The 19,686-nt window shown below is 73.1% G+C and carries 19 protein-coding genes and 1 pseudogene; 10 read left to right on the top strand and 10 right to left on the bottom strand.

The annotated features are described in order from the left end of the window. Positions 1–168 precede the first annotated feature (168 nt). The 7 genes from argC to MXD57_RS11760 all read left to right on the top strand — a co-directional run bounded on the left by argC (position 169) and on the right by MXD57_RS11760 (position 6,557). Positions 169–1,197 (top strand): N-acetyl-gamma-glutamyl-phosphate reductase, encoded by a 1,029-nt coding sequence (argC, locus tag MXD57_RS11790; RefSeq protein WP_250401310.1) that lies wholly within the window; start codon positions 169–171, stop codon positions 1,195–1,197. A gap of 109 nt (positions 1,198–1,306) precedes the next feature. Next, the gene (gene argJ, locus MXD57_RS11785) at positions 1,307–2,458 is read left to right on the top strand and encodes a bifunctional glutamate N-acetyltransferase/amino-acid acetyltransferase ArgJ (RefSeq protein WP_250401309.1); all 1,152 of its coding nucleotides are present in this window, start codon (positions 1,307–1,309) and stop codon (positions 2,456–2,458) included. Next, complete coding sequence (gene argB, locus MXD57_RS11780) at positions 2,455–3,363, top strand: acetylglutamate kinase (protein ID WP_250401308.1); 909 nt, start codon at positions 2,455–2,457, stop codon at positions 3,361–3,363. The genes argJ and argB overlap by 4 nt, the downstream gene beginning before the upstream one ends. Continuing rightward, a complete protein-coding gene (locus tag MXD57_RS11775; RefSeq protein ID WP_250401307.1) occupies positions 3,360–4,559 on the top strand; it encodes an acetylornithine transaminase in 1,200 nt (399 codons plus the stop codon). Before argB ends, MXD57_RS11775 begins: the two co-directional genes overlap by 4 nt. Before the next feature lie 7 nt (positions 4,560–4,566). Then, positions 4,567–5,115, top strand: a complete 549-nt coding sequence (locus tag MXD57_RS11770; RefSeq protein WP_250401306.1) for an arginine repressor — start codon at positions 4,567–4,569, stop codon at positions 5,113–5,115. Positions 5,116–5,212: 97 nt separating this feature from the next. After that, a complete protein-coding gene (locus MXD57_RS11765; protein ID WP_250401305.1) occupies positions 5,213–5,800 on the top strand; it encodes an RNA polymerase sigma factor in 588 nt (195 codons plus the stop codon). Then, entirely contained in the window at positions 5,790–6,557 is a 768-nt protein-coding gene (locus MXD57_RS11760) for a hypothetical protein (RefSeq protein ID WP_250401304.1), read from the top strand. Before MXD57_RS11765 ends, MXD57_RS11760 begins: the two co-directional genes overlap by 11 nt. A 27-nt stretch (positions 6,558–6,584) precedes the next feature. Here MXD57_RS11760 and MXD57_RS11755 read toward each other — a convergent pair whose 3' ends face one another. The 8 genes from MXD57_RS11755 to MXD57_RS11720 all read right to left on the bottom strand — a co-directional run bounded on the left by MXD57_RS11755 (position 6,585) and on the right by MXD57_RS11720 (position 14,560). Continuing rightward, a complete protein-coding gene (locus MXD57_RS11755; protein ID WP_250401303.1) occupies positions 6,585–7,445 on the bottom strand; it encodes a serine/threonine-protein kinase in 861 nt (286 codons plus the stop codon). Then, on the bottom strand, positions 7,442–9,277 hold the full coding sequence (locus MXD57_RS11750; RefSeq protein ID WP_250401302.1) for an ABC transporter ATP-binding protein: 1,836 nt from the start codon (positions 9,275–9,277) through the stop codon (positions 7,442–7,444). The genes MXD57_RS11755 and MXD57_RS11750 overlap by 4 nt, the downstream gene beginning before the upstream one ends. A gap of 77 nt (positions 9,278–9,354) precedes the next feature. Continuing rightward, entirely contained in the window at positions 9,355–9,564 is a 210-nt protein-coding gene (locus MXD57_RS11745; RefSeq protein WP_250401301.1) for a hypothetical protein, read from the bottom strand. 90 nt (positions 9,565–9,654) lie between these two features. Continuing rightward, on the bottom strand, positions 9,655–10,446 hold the full coding sequence (locus MXD57_RS11740) for an FAD:protein FMN transferase (RefSeq protein WP_250401300.1): 792 nt from the start codon (positions 10,444–10,446) through the stop codon (positions 9,655–9,657). Between the two features lie 4 nt (positions 10,447–10,450). Next, complete coding sequence (locus MXD57_RS11735) at positions 10,451–11,266, bottom strand: FMN-binding protein (RefSeq protein WP_250401299.1); 816 nt, start codon at positions 11,264–11,266, stop codon at positions 10,451–10,453. A 17-nt stretch (positions 11,267–11,283) separates the two neighbouring features. After that, a complete protein-coding gene (locus MXD57_RS11730; RefSeq protein WP_250401298.1) occupies positions 11,284–12,666 on the bottom strand; it encodes a ferredoxin reductase family protein in 1,383 nt (460 codons plus the stop codon). 59 nt (positions 12,667–12,725) lie between these two features. After that, complete coding sequence (locus MXD57_RS11725) at positions 12,726–13,196, bottom strand: FMN-binding protein (protein WP_250401297.1); 471 nt, start codon at positions 13,194–13,196, stop codon at positions 12,726–12,728. An 11-nt stretch (positions 13,197–13,207) separates the two neighbouring features. Continuing rightward, positions 13,208–14,560 carry a ferredoxin reductase family protein gene (locus MXD57_RS11720; RefSeq protein WP_250401296.1) on the bottom strand — a complete coding sequence of 451 codons (1,353 nt, stop codon included), beginning with the start codon at positions 14,558–14,560 and terminating at the stop codon, positions 13,208–13,210. 151 nt (positions 14,561–14,711) lie between these two features. On the opposite strand from MXD57_RS11720, the gene MXD57_RS11715 reads away from it, so the two are divergent. Together MXD57_RS11715 and MXD57_RS11710 are read left to right on the top strand one after the other, a co-directional pair. Then, entirely contained in the window at positions 14,712–15,452 is a 741-nt protein-coding gene (locus tag MXD57_RS11715; RefSeq protein WP_250401295.1) for a response regulator transcription factor, read from the top strand. Continuing rightward, the gene (locus MXD57_RS11710; protein WP_250401294.1) at positions 15,449–16,912 is read left to right on the top strand and encodes a sensor histidine kinase; all 1,464 of its coding nucleotides are present in this window, start codon (positions 15,449–15,451) and stop codon (positions 16,910–16,912) included. Before MXD57_RS11715 ends, MXD57_RS11710 begins: the two co-directional genes overlap by 4 nt. Here MXD57_RS11710 and MXD57_RS11705 read toward each other — a convergent pair. Continuing rightward, positions 16,899–17,600 (bottom strand): annotated as a pseudogene (locus tag MXD57_RS11705) (L,D-transpeptidase family protein). The gene MXD57_RS11710 and the pseudogene MXD57_RS11705 overlap by 14 nt on opposite strands. Before the next feature lie 3 nt (positions 17,601–17,603). Further along, positions 17,604–18,191 carry a pyridoxamine 5'-phosphate oxidase family protein gene (locus MXD57_RS11700; RefSeq protein ID WP_250401293.1) on the bottom strand — a complete coding sequence of 196 codons (588 nt, stop codon included), beginning with the start codon at positions 18,189–18,191 and terminating at the stop codon, positions 17,604–17,606. Positions 18,192–18,390: 199 nt separating this feature from the next. Between MXD57_RS11700 and MXD57_RS11695 the strand changes: the two genes are divergently transcribed. Next, positions 18,391–19,584, top strand: a complete 1,194-nt coding sequence (locus MXD57_RS11695; RefSeq protein WP_250401292.1) for an argininosuccinate synthase — start codon at positions 18,391–18,393, stop codon at positions 19,582–19,584. Positions 19,585–19,686 lie beyond the last annotated feature (102 nt).

The raw sequence follows: 19,686 nt of genomic DNA, 5'->3' as shown, positions 1-19,686 counted from the left end.
CGCTGGTACTGCCCGCAACACAGCGTGACGGGACCAAGATTTGCCAACCAGCGTTCTCCATGTGCCAACTAAAAATCTCCGTCGCACCGGTGGATCCACCGGACTCCGACGGTCATTGCATAAACGTGCAGCAATACGTATAGTCATGCCATCCGGAGGAGGGTGGACATGGCGGTACGTGCGGCGGTGGCCGGGGCGAGCGGGTACGCGGGCGGTGAGGTCCTGCGGCTGCTCCTCGCGCACCCCGAGGTCGAGATCGGTGCCCTGACCGGAGGGTCCAACGCCGGCCGGCGGCTCGGCGCGCTCCAGCCGCACCTGCTGCCGCTGGCCGACCGGGTGCTGGCCGAGACCACGCCGGAGAACCTCGCCGGGCACGACGTCGTCTTCCTGGCGCTGCCCCACGGGCAGTCCGCCGCCGTCGCCGAGCGGCTCGGGCCGGACGTCCTCGTGGTGGACATGGGTGCCGACTTCCGGCTGAGGGACCCGGCCGACTGGGAGCGGTTCTACGGCTCCCCGCACGCCGGTACCTGGCCCTACGGCCTCCCCGAACTGCCGGGTGCCCGCGCCGCGCTGGAGGGGTCCAAGCGCATCGCGGTACCCGGTTGCTACCCGACCGCGGTCTCCCTCGCCCTGTATCCCGCCTACGCGGCCCACCTCGTCGGGCCCGAGGCCGTGGTCGTCGCCGCGTCCGGCACCTCCGGCGCGGGCAAGGCGCCCAAGCCGCACCTGCTCGGCAGCGAGGTCATGGGCTCCATGACGCCGTACGGCGTCGGCGGCGGCCACCGGCACACCCCCGAGATGATCCAGAACCTCAGCGGGGTGGCGGGGGAGCGGATCTCGGTCTCCTTCACCCCGACCCTCGCGCCGATGCCGCGCGGCATCCTCGCCACGTGCAGCGCGAAGGCTCTGGCCGGGGTGACGGCGGAGTCCGTCCGCGCCGCCTACGAGAAGGCCTACGCCGACGAGCCCTTCGTCCACCTGCTCCCCGAGGGGCAGTGGCCGGCCACGGCGTCCGTGTACGGCTCCAACGCCGTGCAGGTGCAGGTCGCGTTCGACGCCGCCGCGGGCCGCGTCGTCGCGATCAGTGCCATCGACAACCTGACCAAGGGCACCGCGGGCGGTGCCCTGCAGAGCATGAACACGGCCCTGGGTCTCCCGGAGACCACGGGACTTTCCACGACCGGAGTCGCACCGTGAGAAACGCGCGTGCGGCCGCCGGGCCGCGGACGACGACGGCCGCGCCGCTGTGCTGCGCGGGCGGCCGTGACATCAGCCGCTACCGCGGCGGGGCGAACAAGGAGATGCAGTGAGCGTCACGGCAGCCAAGGGGTTCACGGCGGCGGGCATCGCCGCCGGGATCAAGGAGAACGGCAACCCGGACCTGGCCCTCGTGGTCAACGACGGGCCGCGCCGTGCCGCAGCGGGCGTCTTCACCTCCAACCGCGTGAAGGCAGCGCCGGTGCTGTGGTCCGAGCAGGTCCTCAAGAGCGGCCAGGTGTCGGCCGTGGTCCTGAACTCCGGCGGCGCCAACGCCTGTACCGGCCCCAAGGGTTTCCAGGACACCCACGCCACCGCCGAGAAGGCGGCCGAGGTGCTCGGCCGGGGCGCCATCGAGGTCGCCGTCTGCTCCACCGGGCTCATCGGTGTGCTGCTCCCGATGGACGGACTCCTGAAGGGAGTGGAGACGGCCGCCGCCGCCCTGAGCGAGCACGGCGGCGAGAAGGCCGCCATCGCCATCAAGACCACCGACACCGTCCACAAGACGTCCGTCGTCACCAAGGAGGGCTGGACCGTCGGTGGCATGGCGAAGGGCGCGGGCATGCTCGCGCCGGGCCTCGCCACCATGCTGGTCGTCCTCACCACCGACGCCGACCTCGGCAGCGAGGTGCTGGACAAGGCGCTGCGCGCCGCGACCCGGGTCACCTTCGACCGCGTCGACTCCGACGGCTGCATGTCCACCAACGACACCGTGCTCCTGCTCGCCTCCGGCTCCTCCGGCGTCACCCCCGGGTACGACGAGTTCGCCGAGGCCGTCCGGCAGGTCTGCGCCGACCTCGGCCGGCAGCTCATCGGCGACGCCGAGGGCGCCGGCAAGGACATCAGGGTCGAGGTGATCAACGCCGCCACGGAGGACGACGCCGTCGAGGTCGGCCGCTCCATCGCGCGCAACAACCTGCTCAAGTGCGCGATCCACGGCGAGGACCCCAACTGGGGCCGCGTCCTGTCCGCCATCGGCACCACGGGGGCCGCGTTCGATCCCGACCGGCTGAACGTCGCCATCAACGGCGTCTGGGTCTGCCGGAACGGTTCCGTGGGCGAGGACCGCGAACTGGTCGACATGCGCTACCGCGAGGTGCACATCGTCGCCGACCTCGCCGAGGGCGGCGAGACCGCGACCATCTGGACCAACGACCTGACCGCCGACTACGTCCACGAGAACAGCGCCTACTCCTCATGACCACGACGCGGAAACACACGGCACTGCCCAAGGCCGAGATCCTCATCGAGGCCCTGCCCTGGCTGACCCGGCACCACGGCAGGACCGTCGTCATCAAGTTCGGCGGCAACGCCATGGTGAACGAGGACCTGAAGGCCGCCTTCGCCCAGGACGTCGTCTTCCTGCGGCACGCCGGCCTCAAGCCGGTCGTGGTGCACGGCGGCGGTCCGCAGATCAGCCAGGCCCTCGACCGGCACGGCATCGTCAGCGAGTTCAAGGCCGGCCTCCGGGTCACCACCGAGGACGCCATGGATGTCGTGCGGATGGTGCTCGCCGGGCAGGTGCAGCGCGAACTGGTCGGCCTGCTCAACCAGCACGGTCCCCTCGCCGTCGGCCTGACCGGCGAGGACGCCCACACCATCACCGCCACCAGGCACCAGCCCGAGATCGACGGCGAGCTGGTGGACATCGGGCGGGTCGGCGAGATCACCGAGATCGACACCGGCGCCATCGAGGCACTGCTCGCCGACGGCCGCATCCCGGTCGTGTCCTCGATCGCCAGGTCACAGGACGACGGACATGTCTACAACGTCAATGCTGATACGGCGGCTGCGGCACTCGCTGCGGCACTGGGGGCCGAGACCCTCATGGTGCTCACCGATGTCGAGGGCCTCTACGAGGACTGGCCGCACTCCGACGAGGTGATCAGCCGCCTCACCGCCTCCCAGCTCGAGAAACTGCTGCCGGAGCTGTCCGCCGGCATGGTCCCCAAGATGGAGGGCTGCCTGCACGCCGTGCGCAACGGCGTGCGCACCGCCCGTGTCATCGACGGCCGGGTGCAGCACTCGATCCTGCTGGAGATCTTCACCGACGAGGGCATCGGCACGATGGTCGTGCCCGACGAGACGCAGGGGGAGCAGCCATGACCGGCAACCAGGAGCTGACCGCGCGGTGGCAGGGCGCGCTCATGGACAACTACGGCACCCCCCGGCTGCCCCTCGTACGCGGTGCGGGCGCGCGGCTGTGGGACGCCGACGGCAAGGAGTACCTCGACTTCGTCGGCGGCATCGCCGTCAACGCCCTCGGCCACGCACACCCGGCCGTGGTGGAGGCCGTCAGCCGGCAGATCGGCTCCCTCGGCCACGTCTCCAACCTGTTCGTCGCCGAGCCGCCGGTCGCCCTCGCCGAGCGCCTGCTCCAGCTCTTCGGCCGGGACGGAAGGGTCTACTTCTGCAACTCGGGGGCCGAGGCCAACGAGGGCGCCTTCAAGATCGGCAGGCTCACGGGGCGGACCCATATGGTCGCCACCCGCGGCGGCTTCCACGGACGGACGATGGGCGCCCTCGCGCTCACCGGCCAGCCCGCCAAGCAAGAGCCCTTCCTGCCGCTGCCCGGCGACGTCACCCACGTCCCGTACGGCGACGCGCAGGCGCTGGCCGCCGCGGTGACGCAGGAGACGGCCCTCGTCGTCATCGAGCCGATCCAGGGCGAGAACGGGGTCGTGGTGCCCCCGGCCGGCTACCTCAAGGCCGCCCGCGCCATCACCGCCGCCACCGGTGCCCTGCTGGTGCTCGACGAGGTGCAGACCGGCGTCGGCCGGACCGGCAACTGGTTCGAGTACCAGGCCCACGAGGGCGTCCTGCCGGACGTCGTCACGCTGGCCAAGGGGCTGGGCGGCGGGCTGCCGCTCGGCGCCACGGTCGCCTTCGGGCGCGCCGCCGAACTGCTCCGGCCCGGCCAGCACGGCACCACCTTCGGCGGCAACCCGGTCGCCTGCGCCGCCGGACTCGCGGTGCTGGACACCATCGCCGGCGAGGGGCTGCTGGCGAACGTCAAGCGGCAGAGCGAGAAGCTGCGCGACGGAATCGAGGCGCTGGGCCACCCGATGATCGATGATGTCCGGGGCGCGGGACTGCTCCTGGGTATCGTGCTCACCGGGCCGCACGCGCCGAAGGTGCAGCAGGCGGCCCAGGAGGCCGGGTTCCTGGTGAACGCGCCCGCTCCCGACGTCGTGCGGCTCATGCCGCCGCTGAACCTGCGCGACGACGAGACGGGCGCCTTGCTGCGGGCACTGCCCGGCATCCTCGACGCAGCCGACGGGGACGGACGATCCGGGGAATGAGACGACGATGAGCCAGGCGCAGGACCACGAGCAGGCGGCGGGTGCCGGGCCCGCCGTGCCGCAGACCCGCACCGCCCGCCACCGCCGGATCGTGGACATCCTCAACCGGCAGCCGGTGCGGTCCCAGAGCCAGCTCGCGAAGCTGCTCGCCGACGACGGGCTGAGCGTCACCCAGGCGACGCTCTCGAGGGACCTCGACGAGCTGAACGCGGTGAAGATCCGCAACAACGACGGCGACCTGATCTACGCGGTACCCAGCGAGGGCGGCTTCCGTACCCCGCGCGCTCCGCTGGGGGAGTCGGCGAAGGAGGAGCGGATGCGGCGGCTCTCCCAGGAGCTGCTGATCTCCGCCGAGGCCTCCGCCAACCTCGTGGTGCTGCGCACCCCGCCGGGCGCGGCCCAGTTCCTCGCCTCCGCGATCGACCAGGCCGAGCTGCACGACATCCTCGGCACCATCGCCGGCGACGACACGCTGCTGCTCATCAGCCGGAACCCGGACGGCGGGCAGGCGCTCGCGGACCACCTGCTGCGGCTGGCGCAGAACGGCGGGCAGTGACCCGCGTGCGGGTCCCGTCCGCCCGGCGGACAATGGCCGTGTGATCTTCCGGAGCCGGGGTGCAATCCCCAGGCGTCGGCCGGCCGTATACAGAGGTGTGTCGGGTTACGGGACACCGGTGGACCGCCTTCCGGACGAGGCTCTGCTGTCCGGGCTGTCCACCGGTGACCAGGAACTCGCCGTCGCCTTCGTACGGAGGTTCCAGCACCGGGTCTTCGGTGTCGCGATGACCGTCACCGGTGATCCGCAGCTCGCCGAGGACATCGCCCAGCAGACGTTCGAGCGCGCTTGGCGTCACGCGCAGATCTACGACTCGCGCCGCGGGTCGGTCACGACCTGGCTGACCACCATCGCGCACAACCTCGCCATCGACGCCGTCCGCGCCCGGCGGGCGCAGGCGGTGGCGCCCGAGGACATCGAGGCGCTCCTGGGCGTCGTCACCGAGACCCCCGAGCGGTGGGCACTGGCCGACGAGGCCTCGTCCCAGCTCCGGGCCGCCCTGGCGCGGCTGCCGCGGGAACAGGCGCGTGCCCTGGTGATGGCGGGTGTCTACGGAATGACGGCCCAGCAGATCGCCGACCGGGAGCGGATCCCGCTGGGCACCGCCAAGACGCGGATCAGGGCGGCCATGGGCAAACTGCGGACCACCCTCGCGGCTCCGAAGCGAGGCAACCATGTCCAGTGAGGTGACCTGCGGGCGGCTGCGGCAGCTCGGCGCCGAGCTGGCGCTGGGCGTGCTCGACGGCCGCGAGCGCGCCGCGGCCGTCGAGCATCTGGACCGCTGCGCGGAGTGCCGCGAGTACGTCGAGCACCTGACCCTCGTCGGCGACCGGCTGGTCGGGCTGCTGCCGGACCGGGAGCCGCCGCTCGGCTTCGAGACCCGGGTGGCGGGCGCCCTGACCCGGGACGCGACGGCGCACGAGGGGCGCCCGGCCGTGCGCGCCCCCCTCCGTGCGGGGCTGCGCGGACGCACCCGGCGGGTCCGGCTGCGGCTCGCCTCCGTGGCGGTCGCGTTCGCCGTGGCCTTCGGGTTCGCCGGCTGGGGGATCGGCACCGCCATCGAGGCGGTCACGGCCGCGCCCGCGGCTCCCGCCGGGACGGAGACCATGCTGGTCGGCGATCTGACCTCGGCCGGTGCCGGGTCCCGGCCCGCGGGCGAGGTCTACGCCCATCCCGGGAGCCCCGGCTGGGTGTTCATGTCCGTCGACCTGACGGGCTCCGGCGCCGCGTACGACGGCGAGGTGACCTGTCTCCTGGAGCGCCCCGACGGTACGACGGTCCGGCTCGGCGAGTTCCCGATGCACGAGGGGCGCGGCGCCTGGGGCGCGGCGGCCGCCGTCGATCCCGCCGCGGTGTCGGGCGCCCGCCTGACCTCTCCGGACGGCACCGTCCTCGCCACGGCCCCGTTGCAGAGCGGCCAGGTCCGCACCGGAGAGGCGTGAGCCCGGGACGCCCCTGCCGGTCCGGTGTCAGCCGCCGGGGCGGCTGCCCGGCCGGGTGGACCCGAGGGCGGCGGACAGATCGGTGAGCGAGGGCCGGGCGCGCGCGGCCGGACGCAGGCAGGCCTCCACGGCGGCGGCCAGGTCGCCCGGCAGGCGGCGGCGGGAGGCGACGGGCGGGGCGGTCCGCTCCGGTTGCGGGCAGCGCCGTCCGGCGGGGTCCCCGGTAGCGTCGTCGCGGCCGAACGGCGGCTCTCCACAGGCCACTTCGAACAGGGTGACCCCGATGCCCCACACGTCGGCGGCGGCCGTGAGCGGCTCGCCGCGGGCCTGTTCCGGGGACAGGTAGCGCACCGTGCCCACCCCGGCGGGCGCCGGGCCGGGAGGCCGCGCCACACTCAGGTCCAGCACCTTCGCGTACCCGCGGTCCACCACCACGTTGGACGGTTTGAGGTCCAGGTGCAGCAGGCCCCGGCGGTGCAGGTAGTGGACGGCGGAGCAGAGCTGGACCCCGAGGAGCGCCACGTCGGCCGCGGAGGCCCGGTGCCGCAGCCGCCGCACCAGGTGCGACAGCGTCTCCCCGGTCAGGGTCTCCAGCACCACGAGCGGCTCCGGCGACTCGAAGGCCTCGTAGCCGCGGACCAGATGGGGGTGGCTGAACTCCCGCAGCCACCGGCCCTCCCGCAGCAGCCGCTCGCCCAGGTCGGCCTCGCCCCGCCGGTCCGGACGCAGCACCTTGATCACGCACCGGCAGTCGCGCTCCTCGCTCCAGGCGTCGTGGACGTCCAGCCAGCGGGTGCGGGTCAGCAGGCCCAGGATCTCGTAGCCGGGGACCGGCCGCGTACCCGGGGCCAGAGCCGGGGCCGCTTCCCGCGCGGCGGGGGCGCTCATGTCGGAACCCGTCCCGGCGAGGGGACACCGTGCGGGGCGTTCAGCCGGTGCAGCCGAGCGTAGGGTCCGTCGTGACCGAGCAGTTCGGCGTGGGCCCCCTGCTCGACGACCCGGCCGTGGTCCAGCACCACGATGCGCGTGGCGTCCTGGACGGTCAGCAGGTTGTGGGAGATCACGACGGTGGTCCGGCCGGCCATGAGCCGGCGCAGCGGGTCCATGATCCGCCGGCCCGAGCGGGCGTCGAGCCCGGTGGTCGGCTCGTCCAGCACCAGCACGGGGGCGTCCCGGATCATCGCCCGGGCGATGGCCAGCCGCTGGCACTGACCGCCGGAGAGCGTCCGGCCCCGCTGCCCGACCAGCGTGTCGTACCCCTCCGGAAGCAGCTCGATGAACTCGTGCGCGTCCGCCGCGCGGGCCGCCGCGACGATCTCCGCCTCCGACGCCTCGGGCCGGCCGTAGGCGATGTTCTCCCGCACGGTGCCGTGGAAGACGAGCGTCTCCTGCAGCACGACGGCGACGCTGTCCCGTACGTCGGACAGGCTGAGCTCCCGCAGGTCCCGGCCGTCGAGGCGGACCGCCCCCCGGTCGGGGTCGTAGAAGCGCAGTTGCAGCTTCGCGACCGTCGACTTGCCCGCCCCGCTGGCCCCGACCAGTGCCAGCGTCTGACCCGGTGCCACCTCGAAGGACACGTCCGACAGGGCCCAGGACGCGGTCCCGGGGTAGCGGAACCGGACGCCGTCGAACTCCACCTCGCCGCGGGCCCGGCCGATGCGCCGGGGGTGCAGGGCCTCGACGACCTGCGGCCGCTGGTCCAGCAGTTCGATGATCCGCTCGGCCGAGGCGGAGGCCGCGTAGAAGGTGGTGCCCAGACGGGACAGGCCGCGGACCGGGCCGTAGAGCTTGCCGATCAGCGCCAGGAAGACCAGCAGCCCGCCCAGCGTGAGCTGTCCCTGGGCCAGTTTCCAGGTGCCGAGGCCCATCACGGCGATACCGCCGGTTATCTCGATGATCTCCACGACGGGTCCGTAGACGGCACGGATCCGGGCCGACGCCATCGCCGCCCGGAACCTGCCGAGGTTCTCCAGCTCGAACCGGCGCTCCTCCCACCCCTGCCGGTTGTACGCCTGGACCAGGGCGACGTTGCCCAGGGACTCCTCGGCGATCGCGCTGATCGAGCCACTGCGCCGCCTGCGCTCCCGCGACGCCGCCTTGATCAGCTTGGCGAAGTGCCGGGCGGCACCCCAGAACAGCGGCACGATGGCGAGGGCGAGCAGGGTCAGGTCCCAGCGCAGGTAGAACAGCAGTCCGAGGAAGACTCCCAGGCGGATCACGTAGTACAGGACGTCCGCCACCCCGGAGAGCAGGAACGTCTCCACCGCGTCGACGTCGCCGGTCACCCGCGACAGCACGTCGCCGAGCCGCCGGCGCTCGAAGAAGCCGAGCGACAGCCCCTGGACGTGCCGGAAGACGTCGGAGCGCAGGGAGAGCAGAAAGCGTTCGCTGACCCAGGTGGACGTCACGTTGTCGCCGAAGCCCAGGACGCCGGAGCAGAGGATGAGTCCCAGGTAGGCGGGCGCGATCCACAGAAAGGGGCGCAGATCCCGGGGGACGAGGACGTCGTCGACGACGATCTTGAAGAGCCAGATCTCGGCCGCGTCCACGGCCGGCCCGGCCAGGCTGAAGAGGGTGAGGGGCACGAGCCAGCGCCGGCCGCCGCGGGTGTAGGGCCAGAACCGCCGGAAGACCTCGCGCAGGGGCACCGGGGGAGCGGCGGCGACCACGGCGTCGGAGGTGTCGCCCACCGACAGCAGCCGCCGCAGGACCTGCGCCATGGCATGCGTTCCTCGGAAGTCGGTGGCGGGGCGGGCCGGGGCCTTCGGTCACCGGGCCGCTCCGCCTCGGGATGCGATCAGTAGCCGCCGTGGCCGTGGCCGCCGTGGCCGCCGTGGCCGCCGTGGCCGTTTCCGTGGCCGTCACCGTGGCCGTGTCCGTGGCGGTCGCCGAAGTCGTGACGGTCGCCGCCGTCGTGGCCGAATCCGGTTCCCGATCCGCCGTCGAACGACGTGTCGTCGCCGTGGTCATGGCCGTAGGCCGGCATGAGATTGCTGAAGATGGCCATGCGTTCCTCCTGGGACTCGCTTCACAGGGGATACGTCCCAGCACCGGACCCGGATCGCGTTCGGAGGGGAAACTTACCAAAATCGAACTTTCAGCCCAGCCGCTCCGCCAGACCCCCGGTGCACCGCACCTCGTCCCCGGCGGTGATCAGCAGGCCCTCCACGCCGGGCAGCGACTCCAGCCACGCCAGGCCCGCCCGCGAACCCATCGCGAACGCGGCCGTGGCCCAGCAGTCCACCCAGGTCAGCCGCGGCCCCACCACCGTCACCGAGACCAGGTCGGTGACCGCCGGGCGGCCGGTGCGCGGATCCACGATGTGCGCGCCCCGCTCCGCCGTACCGGACGTGGCCACGGACAGCTCGTCCACGCCCGCCGCCGAGACCACCGCGGCCAGCCCGCCCGGCCGGAGCGGGTCGGCCACGCCCACCCGCCACGGCCGCTGCGGCTCCGGCGCGCCCAGCATCTGGACGTCGCCGCCGCCGTTCACACTGACCCCGCACACCCCGTCCACGGCCGCCAGCAGCCGGGCGGCCCGTTCCGCCGCCCAGCCCTTCACGATGCCGGTCGGGTCCAGCTCGCCCTGGTACCGGGGGCTGAACCAGCCCTCGCTGACCCGTTCGGCCTCGGCCGCCAGTTCCAGCACCTCGGCCATCTCGGGCGCGCACCGCGCCACGGTCAGCTCGCCCCGGACCAGCCGGGTCAGCTCGCTGTCCTCGCGGTAGGTGGAGAACAGCGCGTCGGCCCGGTGCAGTCCGGCGACCGCCGCGGCCAGCGTCTCGCGCACCGCCTCGGGCCGTCCGCCGCGGACGTCGAAGGAGAAGACGGTCCCCATGACCTCCTCCGCGTGCCGCACAGCGGCGGGTGCGCCGGCCGGCTCGTCCATCGGGTCAGCCACCGGCCTGGTCGAGCGCCGACTGCAGCGACTTCTTGTAGCCGGTGCTCGTGTACGTCGCGCCGGACACCGCGTCGATGTCGGCGTTCCCGGCGGCCACGGCCTCCTGGTTGAGCCTGGGCACGGCCAGCGTGGTCTTCTGGCCGCTGACCCCGCCCTCGGGCGCCTGCACCGCCTCCGCCCGGGTGATGCGGCCCCCGCTGACCGTGATCCTCACCTGCACCGGACCGTACTGCGTCTGCGCCGTCCGGCCGGTGACGGTCCGGGCCCGCGCGGCCCCCGAGTCGCCCGAGGAACCGGAGCCCCCCGAGGAACCGGAGCCCGCGCCGGTCTCGCCGCCCGACCCCGGGGACGAGGCCTTGATCTTGTCCAGCGCCGACTGCAGTGACTTCTTGTAGCCGGTGCTCGTGTACGTCGCGCCGGACACCGCGTCGATGTCGGCGTTCCCGGCGGCCACGGCCTCCTGGTTGAGCCTGGGCACGGCCAGCGCGGTCTTCTGGTCACTGACCCCGCCCTTGGGCGCCTGCACCGCCTCCGCCCCGGTGATCTTCCCGTTCGCGACGGTCAGCCGCACCTGCACGGCTCCGTACTGCGTCTGCGCCGCGTCACCGGTGACGGTGCCCGCCGCCGCACCGCCCCGCTGTCCGCCCTGCGGCGACGGCCGCGCGGCCGCGCCCGGCTGCGGGGCCGCACCGGCGGCGGCCGCCGCGGCAGGGTCCGACGCGGGCTTCAGCGACAGCAGCAGCACGACTCCGGACACCGTGGCCGCGGTGGCCAGCACGACGCGCCGAATGGGATGGCTCTTCCTCATCGCTTCGCAGCTCCCGCTCACATCTCGAACGACTCGTGGTGGATACGGCGCGCGGGGACTCCGGCCTCGCGCAGTGCCTCGTACACGGACTGCGCGAACCCGGGCGGACCGCACATGAAGACGTCGTGGTGGTCCACGTCCGGGATCTTCCGCTGGAGGTTCTCCGCGGAGATGTCCGGCCGCTCCCCGTCCGGGCTGTTGACCGCGTACATCAGGCGGGCGCCCCGCTCCTCGGCGATCGCGGCCAGCTCGTCCCACAGTGCCAGGTCCTGGGTGGTGTTGGCCCGGTACAGCAGGGTGATGTCACCGGCCGCGCCGGGCAGCGTCTCGAACAGCGCCCGCATCGGCGTGATGCCGACCCCGCCCGCCACCAGCAGCACCTTGCCCCGGCTGCGCCGCTGCGCGGTGAGCGCCCCGTACGGGCCCTCCGCCCACACCCGGGTGCCGGGCGCCAGCTCGCGCAGCCGGGAGCTGTGGTCGCCGATCGCCTTGACCGTGATCCGCAGCATGTCCGGCCGGGGCGCCGCCGACAGCGAGTACGGGTGCGAGCTGAACCGCATCCCGGGGGCCAGGAACCGCCAGCGGAAGAACTGCCCCGCCTCCGCGCCCATCCGGTGCAGCTTCCGCCCGCCGATCAGCACCGACACGATGCCCGGCGTCTCCTCGATCACCGCCTCCACACGCATCCGGTGACGGATGTTCAGCCGCAACGGGGTGAGGATCCGGTACCAGAGCACCAGCGCCGTGACGGCGCCGTACAGCCCGTACCAGAAGGTCTTGGCGACCGGCTCGACCGCGAAGTCGTTGCCGGTGGTGATCTGGTGCCAGAACGTCAGGAACACCGCCGCGTACGTCAGCAGATGCACGTGGTACCAGGCGTCGTACGGCAGCCGGCGGCGGATCCCGCCCACCGAGCTCACCCCGATCAGCACGAACAGGCCCGTGCCGACGGCGGCCTTGCCCATGTCCGGGAGCTGGTTGACGGAGTCGACGGTCTGCTGCACCACGTCACCGAGCGTCCGGCCCGCCTGCAGCGCGTAGCCCCACATGGTGAGGAACACGTGCGCGACGATCAGGCAGAGCGTGTAACGGCCGCTCATCGCGTGCCAGCGGGCCACCCGGTCCGAGCCGACCCGGCGCTCCAGCGCCGGTACCCGTGCCATCTGGAGCACGACCAGCGCCATCAGATAGCCGGCCAGCAGACCGGTGATCCGGCCCGCGTTCAGGATCCTGCCGTTGTCGTCCGCGATGGCCGGGGTGTTGTGCCACCAGAGCCACAACACGGCCGCGGCGCCCGCCCAGACCGCGATCAGCAGCGGAACGGCCGGGGAGCGACGCGGGCGGATGCGGCGCATCGTCTGGCGGCGGGCGGCACGTCCGCCTGCGAGCGTGGTGGTCACGGTTCCTCCGTGGGGACTTGACCCTTGGCCCAGAGATACGCGCCGCGCGCGCCGAGTGTTCAGAGGCCCGCCGAGTCCAGCGCGGACTGGAGCGACCGGCGGTAACCGTCGCTGGTGTACGTGGCTCCGGAGACCGAGTCGATCCGCGCGCTCTGCGCGTCCAGCGCCTCGCGCCGCAACTGGGGGATGGCGTAGCTGTTGATCTCCTGGTCGCGCGGGTTCTGCGTCGGGTAGGTGACCGCGGTGACGTCGGTGAGCCTGCCGCCGCTGATCGTCACCCGCACCTGGACCGGGCCCCAGCGGGTCTGGACGGAGTCACCGGTGACCGTCGAGGTCCCGGTGGCCGGCGCCTTCGTCGTCCCCGGGGAGGCGCCGGAGCTGCTGCTCGTCGGCGCCGGAGCGGGGCTCCCGACGGCGAGGGCCGGGCCGGCGTGCGGCTTCAGCGACAGCAGCAGCACCATCCCGGAGACGGTGGCCGCGCTCGCCAGCACGATGCGGCGCAGGGGACGGTTCTTGTTCAACGCGTGCACGGCAAGCATCCTCACAGCTCGAAGGACTCGTGGTGGATCCGGCGGTCCGGCACCCGGGCCGCCCGCAGCGCCCGGTACACGTCCTGCGCGAAGCCGTGCGGGCCGCATATGTAGACGTCGTGCCCGGCCAGGTCCGGGAAGGCCGCCCGCAGCGACTCCGCGGTGATCTCCGGGCGCTGCCCGCGCGGTCCGTTGAGCGCGTACAGCACCCGGGCTCCGCGCCAGCGGGCGATCGCCTCCAGTTCGCCGCCCAGCGCCAGGTCCTCGGCGCCGCGGGCCCGGTACAGCAGGGTCACCTCTCCGGGCAGCGTCTCGAACAGCGCGCGCAGCGGGGTGATGCCGACGCCGGCGGCGATCAGCAGGGAGCGGTGCGAGGTGGCCCGGTCGGCGGTCAGGGAGCCGTACGGGCCCTCCGCCCACACCCGTGTGCCCGGCCGCAGCAGCGGCACGGCCGCACTGTGGTCACCGAGCGCCTTGACCGTGATCCGCAGCAGGTCCGGGCGCGGCGGCGCCGACAGCGAGTACGGCGTGGACGTCCAGCGCAGGCCCTCGCCCAGGAACCGCCAGCGGAAGAACTGCCCCGGCCGCGCCCCCAGTTCGTCCAGGTGCCGGCCGCGCACGACGACCGAGTACACGCCCGGCGCCTCCTGGTGCACCGAGTCCACCCGCAGCCGGTGGCGCCGGTTGAGCCGCACCGGCGCGAGGATCCGGAACCACACCACCAGGGCCGCCACCCCGAGGTACAGCGCGTACCACAGGGCGGTGGCCACCGGCCTGCCGTTGAACTGGTCGCCCAGCGCGAGCTGGTGGAAGAAGGCCAGGAACACGGCCGCGTACGTCAGCAGGTGGACGTAGTACCAGAACTCGTAACTGGTCCGGCGCCGCGCCGCCCGTGCCGAGGTGACGCCGACCGCCACGAGCATCACCGTGCCGGCGGTCGCCTTCAGCATGTCCGGGTAGTGCAGTACCACCGTCACCGTCTCGTGCCACAGCGAGGCCCGGTCCTGCGCCGCGTACCCGGCGAGGACGAACGCCACGTGCGCGAGCAGCAGGCAGATCGTGTAACGGCCGGCCATCGCGTGCCAGCGCGCCACCCGGTCCGAGCCGACCCGCGCCTCCAGCAGCGGCACCCGGGCCATCAGCCCGACCAGCACCGCGCAGGCGTACCCGCACAGCAGGCCGGCGATCCGCCCGGCCCCGGTCAGCCAGCCGGCCGCGCCGACCACGGACCCGGTACCGGTCCACCACAGGGCGACCGAGCCGGCGGCCCCCGCCCACAGCACGGCCAGTAGGGGCCCCGCGGGGGAGCGCCGCGCGGTCCGGGGCCCCGCCGGGGCCGCCCGTCCCGTCTCCACGGTGGTCATCGAGCGCCGTCCTTCCGTCGTCCTGCCAGGCAACTGTGCGTGCCCAAGCTCTGAGGAACCTCTGAGCGGCCCGGGATCCGCCCGACTCAGAGGAAACTCACAGCTCCAGCGGGGGCCCGCCGGGCGACGCACGCGCGATGCTGGAGACGCCATGAACACCACTCGCTCCGGGCACCCCGCCCTCACCCGACCCGACGGCACCCCGCTGCGCGTCCTCGTCGTCGACGACGACCCCGACCTCGCGGAGGTGCTGACCGGCGCCCTGCGCTACGAGGGCTGGGAGGTGCGCGCGGCCGGCGACGGCGCCGCGGCGGTCAGCGCCGCGCGCGAGCTGCTGCCCGACGCCGTCGTCCTCGACGTGATGCTCCCCGACACCGACGGCTTCACCGTGCTGCGGCGCCTGCACGAGGTGAAGCCCGAGGTGTGCGTGCTGTTCCTCACCGCCCGCGACGCGGTCGAGGACCGCATCGCCGGCATCACCGCGGGCGGCGACGACTACGTCACCAAGCCCTTCAGCCTCGAGGAGGTGGTCGCCCGGCTGCGCGGCCTGCTGCGCCGGGCCGGCATGGCCCGCCAGCTCGAGGACGGGCCCCGGCTGGTCGTGGGCGACCTGGTGATGGATGAGGAGGCCCGCGAGGTGACCCGGTCCGGGGAGCTGATCGAACTCTCCCCGACCGAGTTCGAACTGCTGCGCTTCCTCATGCGCAACCCGCGCCGGGTGCTCAGCAAGGCCCAGATCCTCGACCGGGTCTGGTCCTACGACTTCGGCGGCCGGGCCCATGTGGTCGAGCTGTACATCTCCTACCTGCGCAAGAAGGTGGACGCGGGCCGCGAACCCATGATCCACACGGTGCGCGGGGCGGGCTACGTACTGAAGCCGGTGACCCGGTGAGGGCCCTCCGCCGGCTGCCCCGCCCCCGCACGCTGCGCGCACGGCTCACCGTCGGCCTCGTGGTCCTGCTCGCCGTGAGCTGCGCCGCCGTGGGACTCGCCGCGGTCGTCGAGCTGAACGGCTTCCTGACCCAGCGCCTCGACGAGCAGCTCGTCCAGGTCGGCACCCGGTTCCCCGAGAGCATGGAGCACGACCCCCCGCGCACGGACCACGACGGCGACGAGCACCTCGACACCCGTCGCCAGGCCACCGGCACCTTCGGTGCCCGCCTGCTGGACGGCAGGGTGACCCACAAGGGACTGATCCGCTCCGGCGACCCGTCCGCCGACCTGGACGTCGACCTGACGGCCGCGGACCAGCGGCGGCTCGCCCGGCTCCCGGCCGACGGCCGCCCCCACACCATCGAGCTGTCCGCACTGCACGACTACCGGGTGATCGCCTCCCCCGGCCGGGACGGGGACGTCCTGATCGTCGGCCTCCCGCTGGAACCCGTCGAGGCCACCGTCCACCGCCTGGAGCGGGTGGCGGGCATCGTCTTCGGACTCGCCCTCGTGATCACCGGCGTGGCCGGGGCGCTCTGGGTGCGCTGGTCGCTGCGCCCGCTCAGCCGGGTCGCCGCCACCGCCACCCGGGTCAGCGAACTCCCGCTCGCCAGCGGCGAGGTCGCCCTGCCGCCGCGCGCCCCGGTGTCCGACCCGCGCAGCGAGGTGGGCCGGGTGGCGGCCGCCTTCGACCGCATGCTGGGCCATGTCGAGGGCGCGCTGACCAAGCGGCACGCCAGCGAGGAGCGGCTGCGCCGCTTCGCCGCCGACGCCAGCCACGAGCTGCGCACCCCGGTCGCCTCGGTCCGCGGCCACGCCGAGCTGGCCCTGCTGCACCCGGGCCCGGTGCCGGCGGAGGTGACCCGCGCCCTGGAGCGGATCGCCGCCGAGTCCTCCCGCATGGGCGAGATGGTCGACGACCTGCTCCTGCTGGCCCGGCTCGACGCCGGCCGCCCCCTGGAGCGCCGTCCGGTCGACCTGACCCGGCTGGTGCTGGACGCGGTGACGGACGCCCGGGCCGCGGGCCCCGGCCACCGCTGGACGCTCGACCTGCCCGAGGAGCCGGTGACGGTGACGGGCGACGCCCACCGTCTGCACCAGGTGCTGGGCAACCTGCTGGCCAACGCCCGGCTGCACACCCCGGCCGGCACCGAGGTGACGGTGACCCTGTCGGCCGGGCAGGGCACGGCCCGCCTCTCGGTCCACGACGACGGCCCCGGCGTCCCCGAGGACGTCCAGCCGGGGGTCTTCGAACGCTTCACCCGCGCCGAGCACCGCCGTCGCGCGGGCGCCTCCGGCGGCGGCGCCGGACTCGGGCTGTCGATCGTGGCGGCCGTGGTGGAGGCGCACGGAGGAGGCGTGGAACTGGAGAGCAAGCCGGGATCGACGACCTTCACGGTGCTGCTCAGTACCGCGTGACGGCCGTGGCGCCGTCCGTCGTGCCGATCGCGATGTGCGGCTCGCGGGCCGGATCCGCCCAGCTCAGGATCTTCCGCATCGCGTCCTCCGGAACCAACACGCACCCCGCCGTCGCGGCCTTGCCGTTCACGTGCAGGAAGATCCCGCGCCGCGCCCGCGCACCGGCCGTTCGTAGTTGAAGCCGATGACGAGCGCGTACCCGTACTGGGGGTCGTAGGAGCTCAGTTCCTCCGACCGCGAGGCCCGGCAGTCGGCGGGCAGCGGCTCGGTCCAGCGGTTGTACGACGTGGAGTCGTTGTCCTGGCACCACACAGGAGGCGGCCGTCACCGGCCGGTACTCGACGCGGGTGCCGGCCGGGGCGGCCCTGATGCCGAAGCCGAACGGGATGCCGTAGAGCCCGGTCGGCGTCGTGTTCGTGCCCTGCTCGCGTGCGCCGCCCTCCACCAGCCCGTTCGCCCCGAACCGGGCGGGCGCGGAGCCGGCCTCCACCCACTGCCCGTCCCGCAGGTCCCACCAGGTCACCGTCCCCGACGCCGAGTCGGTGCCCGGCGCCGCGGCGGTGATGAGCTGGGTGCCGCCGCCGGTGTCCGCCATGCGCGCGGGCAGCGGCTCCGGGCCGCGGCCGGGGGAGAGGCCGAGCAGGGACACGGACGCGGACACGAGGGCGAGGGCGACACCTTGGCGCATGGTTCAGACGCTGGACGGGGGCAGGGGCAACGGCAGTCCGGGTAGTCCGTCCAGGCTCGTCGCCACGTGCTCCTTCCCGGTGAAGTACGCGCTCAGCGAGGCGTCGTCCTCCCGCCCGAACCGCTTGCCGTGCAGGTCGCGGTCCTCCTCGTACGCCATGTGGGGGACCGCGTAGCCGCAGGTGTCGCGGACCAGCTCGGCGTGCACGACGACGATCGCGCGCAGTCCGTGCGTGCTCGGGTCGATGTCCGGGAAGCGTGCGAGCAGCCCGGCGAAGCGCGGGTCGTCGCGGAAGACGGGCTCGCCCCGGCCGTGCACCCGGACGATGTTCGGCGGACCCTGGAAGGCGCACCACATGAGGGTGATGCGGCCGTTCTCCCGCAGGTGCGCGATGGTCTCGGCGTTGGAGCCGGCGAAGTCGAGGTAGGCCACGGTGAGTTCGTCCAGCACCGCGAACGAGCCGCGCAGCCCCTTGGGGGAGAGGTTGATCGTCCCGTCGCCGGAGAGGGGGGCGGTCGCCGTGAAGAAGAGGGGCTGCTCCTCGATGAACTTCCGGAGCCTGCCGTCCACGCGTTCGTAGGTCTTTCCCATGTCCGGTGATTATCGGCGCGATTTCTTCGCCTGTCTAAGCAATTGGCGTACGGGGTGCGGCCCTCGCCCCGGCGCGGCCGTCCCGGCCGGCGGCCGCCCCGCGGGCGGCGGGGGCGCGACTCGCCGAGCGGCGATTGACGAATCATGCGGAGTTCTGCATACTCATGCATGTCAGCGAATGCACTGTGAGGAGAAACCCGTGACCGAGCGCGTCGTACTCGCCTACTCGGGCGGTCTGGACACCTCCGTCGCCATCGGCTGGATCGCCGAGGAGACGGGCGCCGAGGTCATCGCCGTTGCGGTCGACGTCGGCCAGGGCGGCGAGGACCTGGACGTCATCCGCAAGCGCGCCCTCGCGTGCGGTGCCGTCGAGGCCGAGGTCGCCGACGCCAAGGACGAGTTCGCCGACGAGTACTGCCTCCCGGCGATCAAGGCCAACGCCCTCTACATGGACCGCTACCCGCTGGTCTCGGCCCTGTCCCGGCCGACGATCGTCAAGCACCTGGTCGCGGCCGCCCAGAAGCACGGCGCCACCACGGTCGCCCACGGCTGCACCGGCAAGGGCAACGACCAGGTCCGCTTCGAGGCCGGCATCGTCGCCCTCGCGCCGGACCTGAAGTGCATCGCCCCGGTCCGGGACTACGCGATGACCCGGGACAAGGCGATCGCCTTCTGCGAGGCCAAGCAGCTCCCGATCGCCACCACCAAGAAGTCGCCGTACTCCATCGACCAGAACGTCTTCGGGCGCGCCGTCGAGACGGGCTTCCTGGAGGACATCTGGAACGCGCCGATCGAGGACATCTACGAGTACACCTCCAACCCGGCCGTCCAGCGCGAGGCCGACGAGGTGGTCATCACCTTCAAGGAGGGTGTCCCGGTCGCCGTCGACGGCAGGCCCGTCAGCGTCCTGCAGGCCATCCAGCAGCTCAACGAGCGGGCCGGCGCCCAGGGCGTCGGCCGGATCGACATGGTCGAGGACCGCCTGGTCGGCATCAAGTCGCGCGAGGTGTACGAGGCACCCGGCGCGATCGCCCTGATCACCGCCCACCAGGAGCTGGAGAACGTCACCGTCGAGCGCGAGCTGGCCCGCTACAAGCGGCAGGTCGAGCAGCGCTGGGGCGAGCTGGTCTACGACGGCCAGTGGTTCTCCCCGCTCAAGCGCGCCCTGGACGGCTTCATCGACGAGGCCAACCAGCACGTCTCCGGCGACGTCCGGATGACCCTGCACGGCGGCCGCGCCGTCGTCACCGGCCGGCGCTCGGAGTCGTCGCTCTACGACTTCAACCTCGCCACCTACGACACCGGCGACACCTTCGACCAGGCGGCGGCCAAGGGCTTCATCGACATCTACAGCCTGTCGTCGAAGATCGCCGCCAAGCGGGACCTGGGGTAACCCCGCACGCAGGGGTTCCCTTCGCGCACATCGCCGGACAGCCGCCTCCCCGCCTGCAAGGGTGGGGAGGCGGTCGCACAGAGACGAACTTCCGAGGAGCAA

Source organism: Streptomyces cellostaticus (assembly GCF_023630175.1).
Lineage (GTDB): Bacteria > Actinomycetota > Actinomycetes > Streptomycetales > Streptomycetaceae > Streptomyces > Streptomyces cellostaticus_A.
The sequence above is the reverse complement of the archived record's forward strand: the minus strand, read 5'-3'. Positions and strand labels throughout refer to the sequence as shown.

Excerpts from the sequence above, each read along its gene's own strand:
- argC (WP_250401310.1), top strand. The coding sequence starts at position 169 with ATGGCGGTACGTGCGGCGGTGGCCGGGGCGAGCGGGTACGCGGGCGGT.
- argB (WP_250401308.1), top strand. The coding sequence starts at position 2,455 with ATGACCACGACGCGGAAACACACGGCACTGCCCAAGGCCGAGATCCTC.
- MXD57_RS11775 (WP_250401307.1), top strand. The coding sequence starts at position 3,360 with ATGACCGGCAACCAGGAGCTGACCGCGCGGTGGCAGGGCGCGCTCATG.
- MXD57_RS11770 (WP_250401306.1), top strand. The coding sequence starts at position 4,567 with ATGAGCCAGGCGCAGGACCACGAGCAGGCGGCGGGTGCCGGGCCCGCC.
- MXD57_RS11760 (WP_250401304.1), top strand. The coding sequence starts at position 5,790 with ATGTCCAGTGAGGTGACCTGCGGGCGGCTGCGGCAGCTCGGCGCCGAG.
- MXD57_RS11755 (WP_250401303.1), bottom strand. The coding sequence starts at position 7,445 with ATGAGCGCCCCCGCCGCGCGGGAAGCGGCCCCGGCTCTGGCCCCGGGT.
- MXD57_RS11750 (WP_250401302.1), bottom strand. The coding sequence starts at position 9,277 with ATGGCGCAGGTCCTGCGGCGGCTGCTGTCGGTGGGCGACACCTCCGAC.
- MXD57_RS11745 (WP_250401301.1), bottom strand. The coding sequence starts at position 9,564 with ATGGCCATCTTCAGCAATCTCATGCCGGCCTACGGCCATGACCACGGC.
- MXD57_RS11740 (WP_250401300.1), bottom strand. The coding sequence starts at position 10,446 with ATGGACGAGCCGGCCGGCGCACCCGCCGCTGTGCGGCACGCGGAGGAG.
- MXD57_RS11735 (WP_250401299.1), bottom strand. The coding sequence starts at position 11,266 with ATGAGGAAGAGCCATCCCATTCGGCGCGTCGTGCTGGCCACCGCGGCC.
- MXD57_RS11720 (WP_250401296.1), bottom strand. The coding sequence starts at position 14,560 with ATGACCACCGTGGAGACGGGACGGGCGGCCCCGGCGGGGCCCCGGACC.
- MXD57_RS11715 (WP_250401295.1), top strand. The coding sequence starts at position 14,712 with ATGAACACCACTCGCTCCGGGCACCCCGCCCTCACCCGACCCGACGGC.
- MXD57_RS11700 (WP_250401293.1), bottom strand. The coding sequence starts at position 18,191 with ATGGGAAAGACCTACGAACGCGTGGACGGCAGGCTCCGGAAGTTCATC.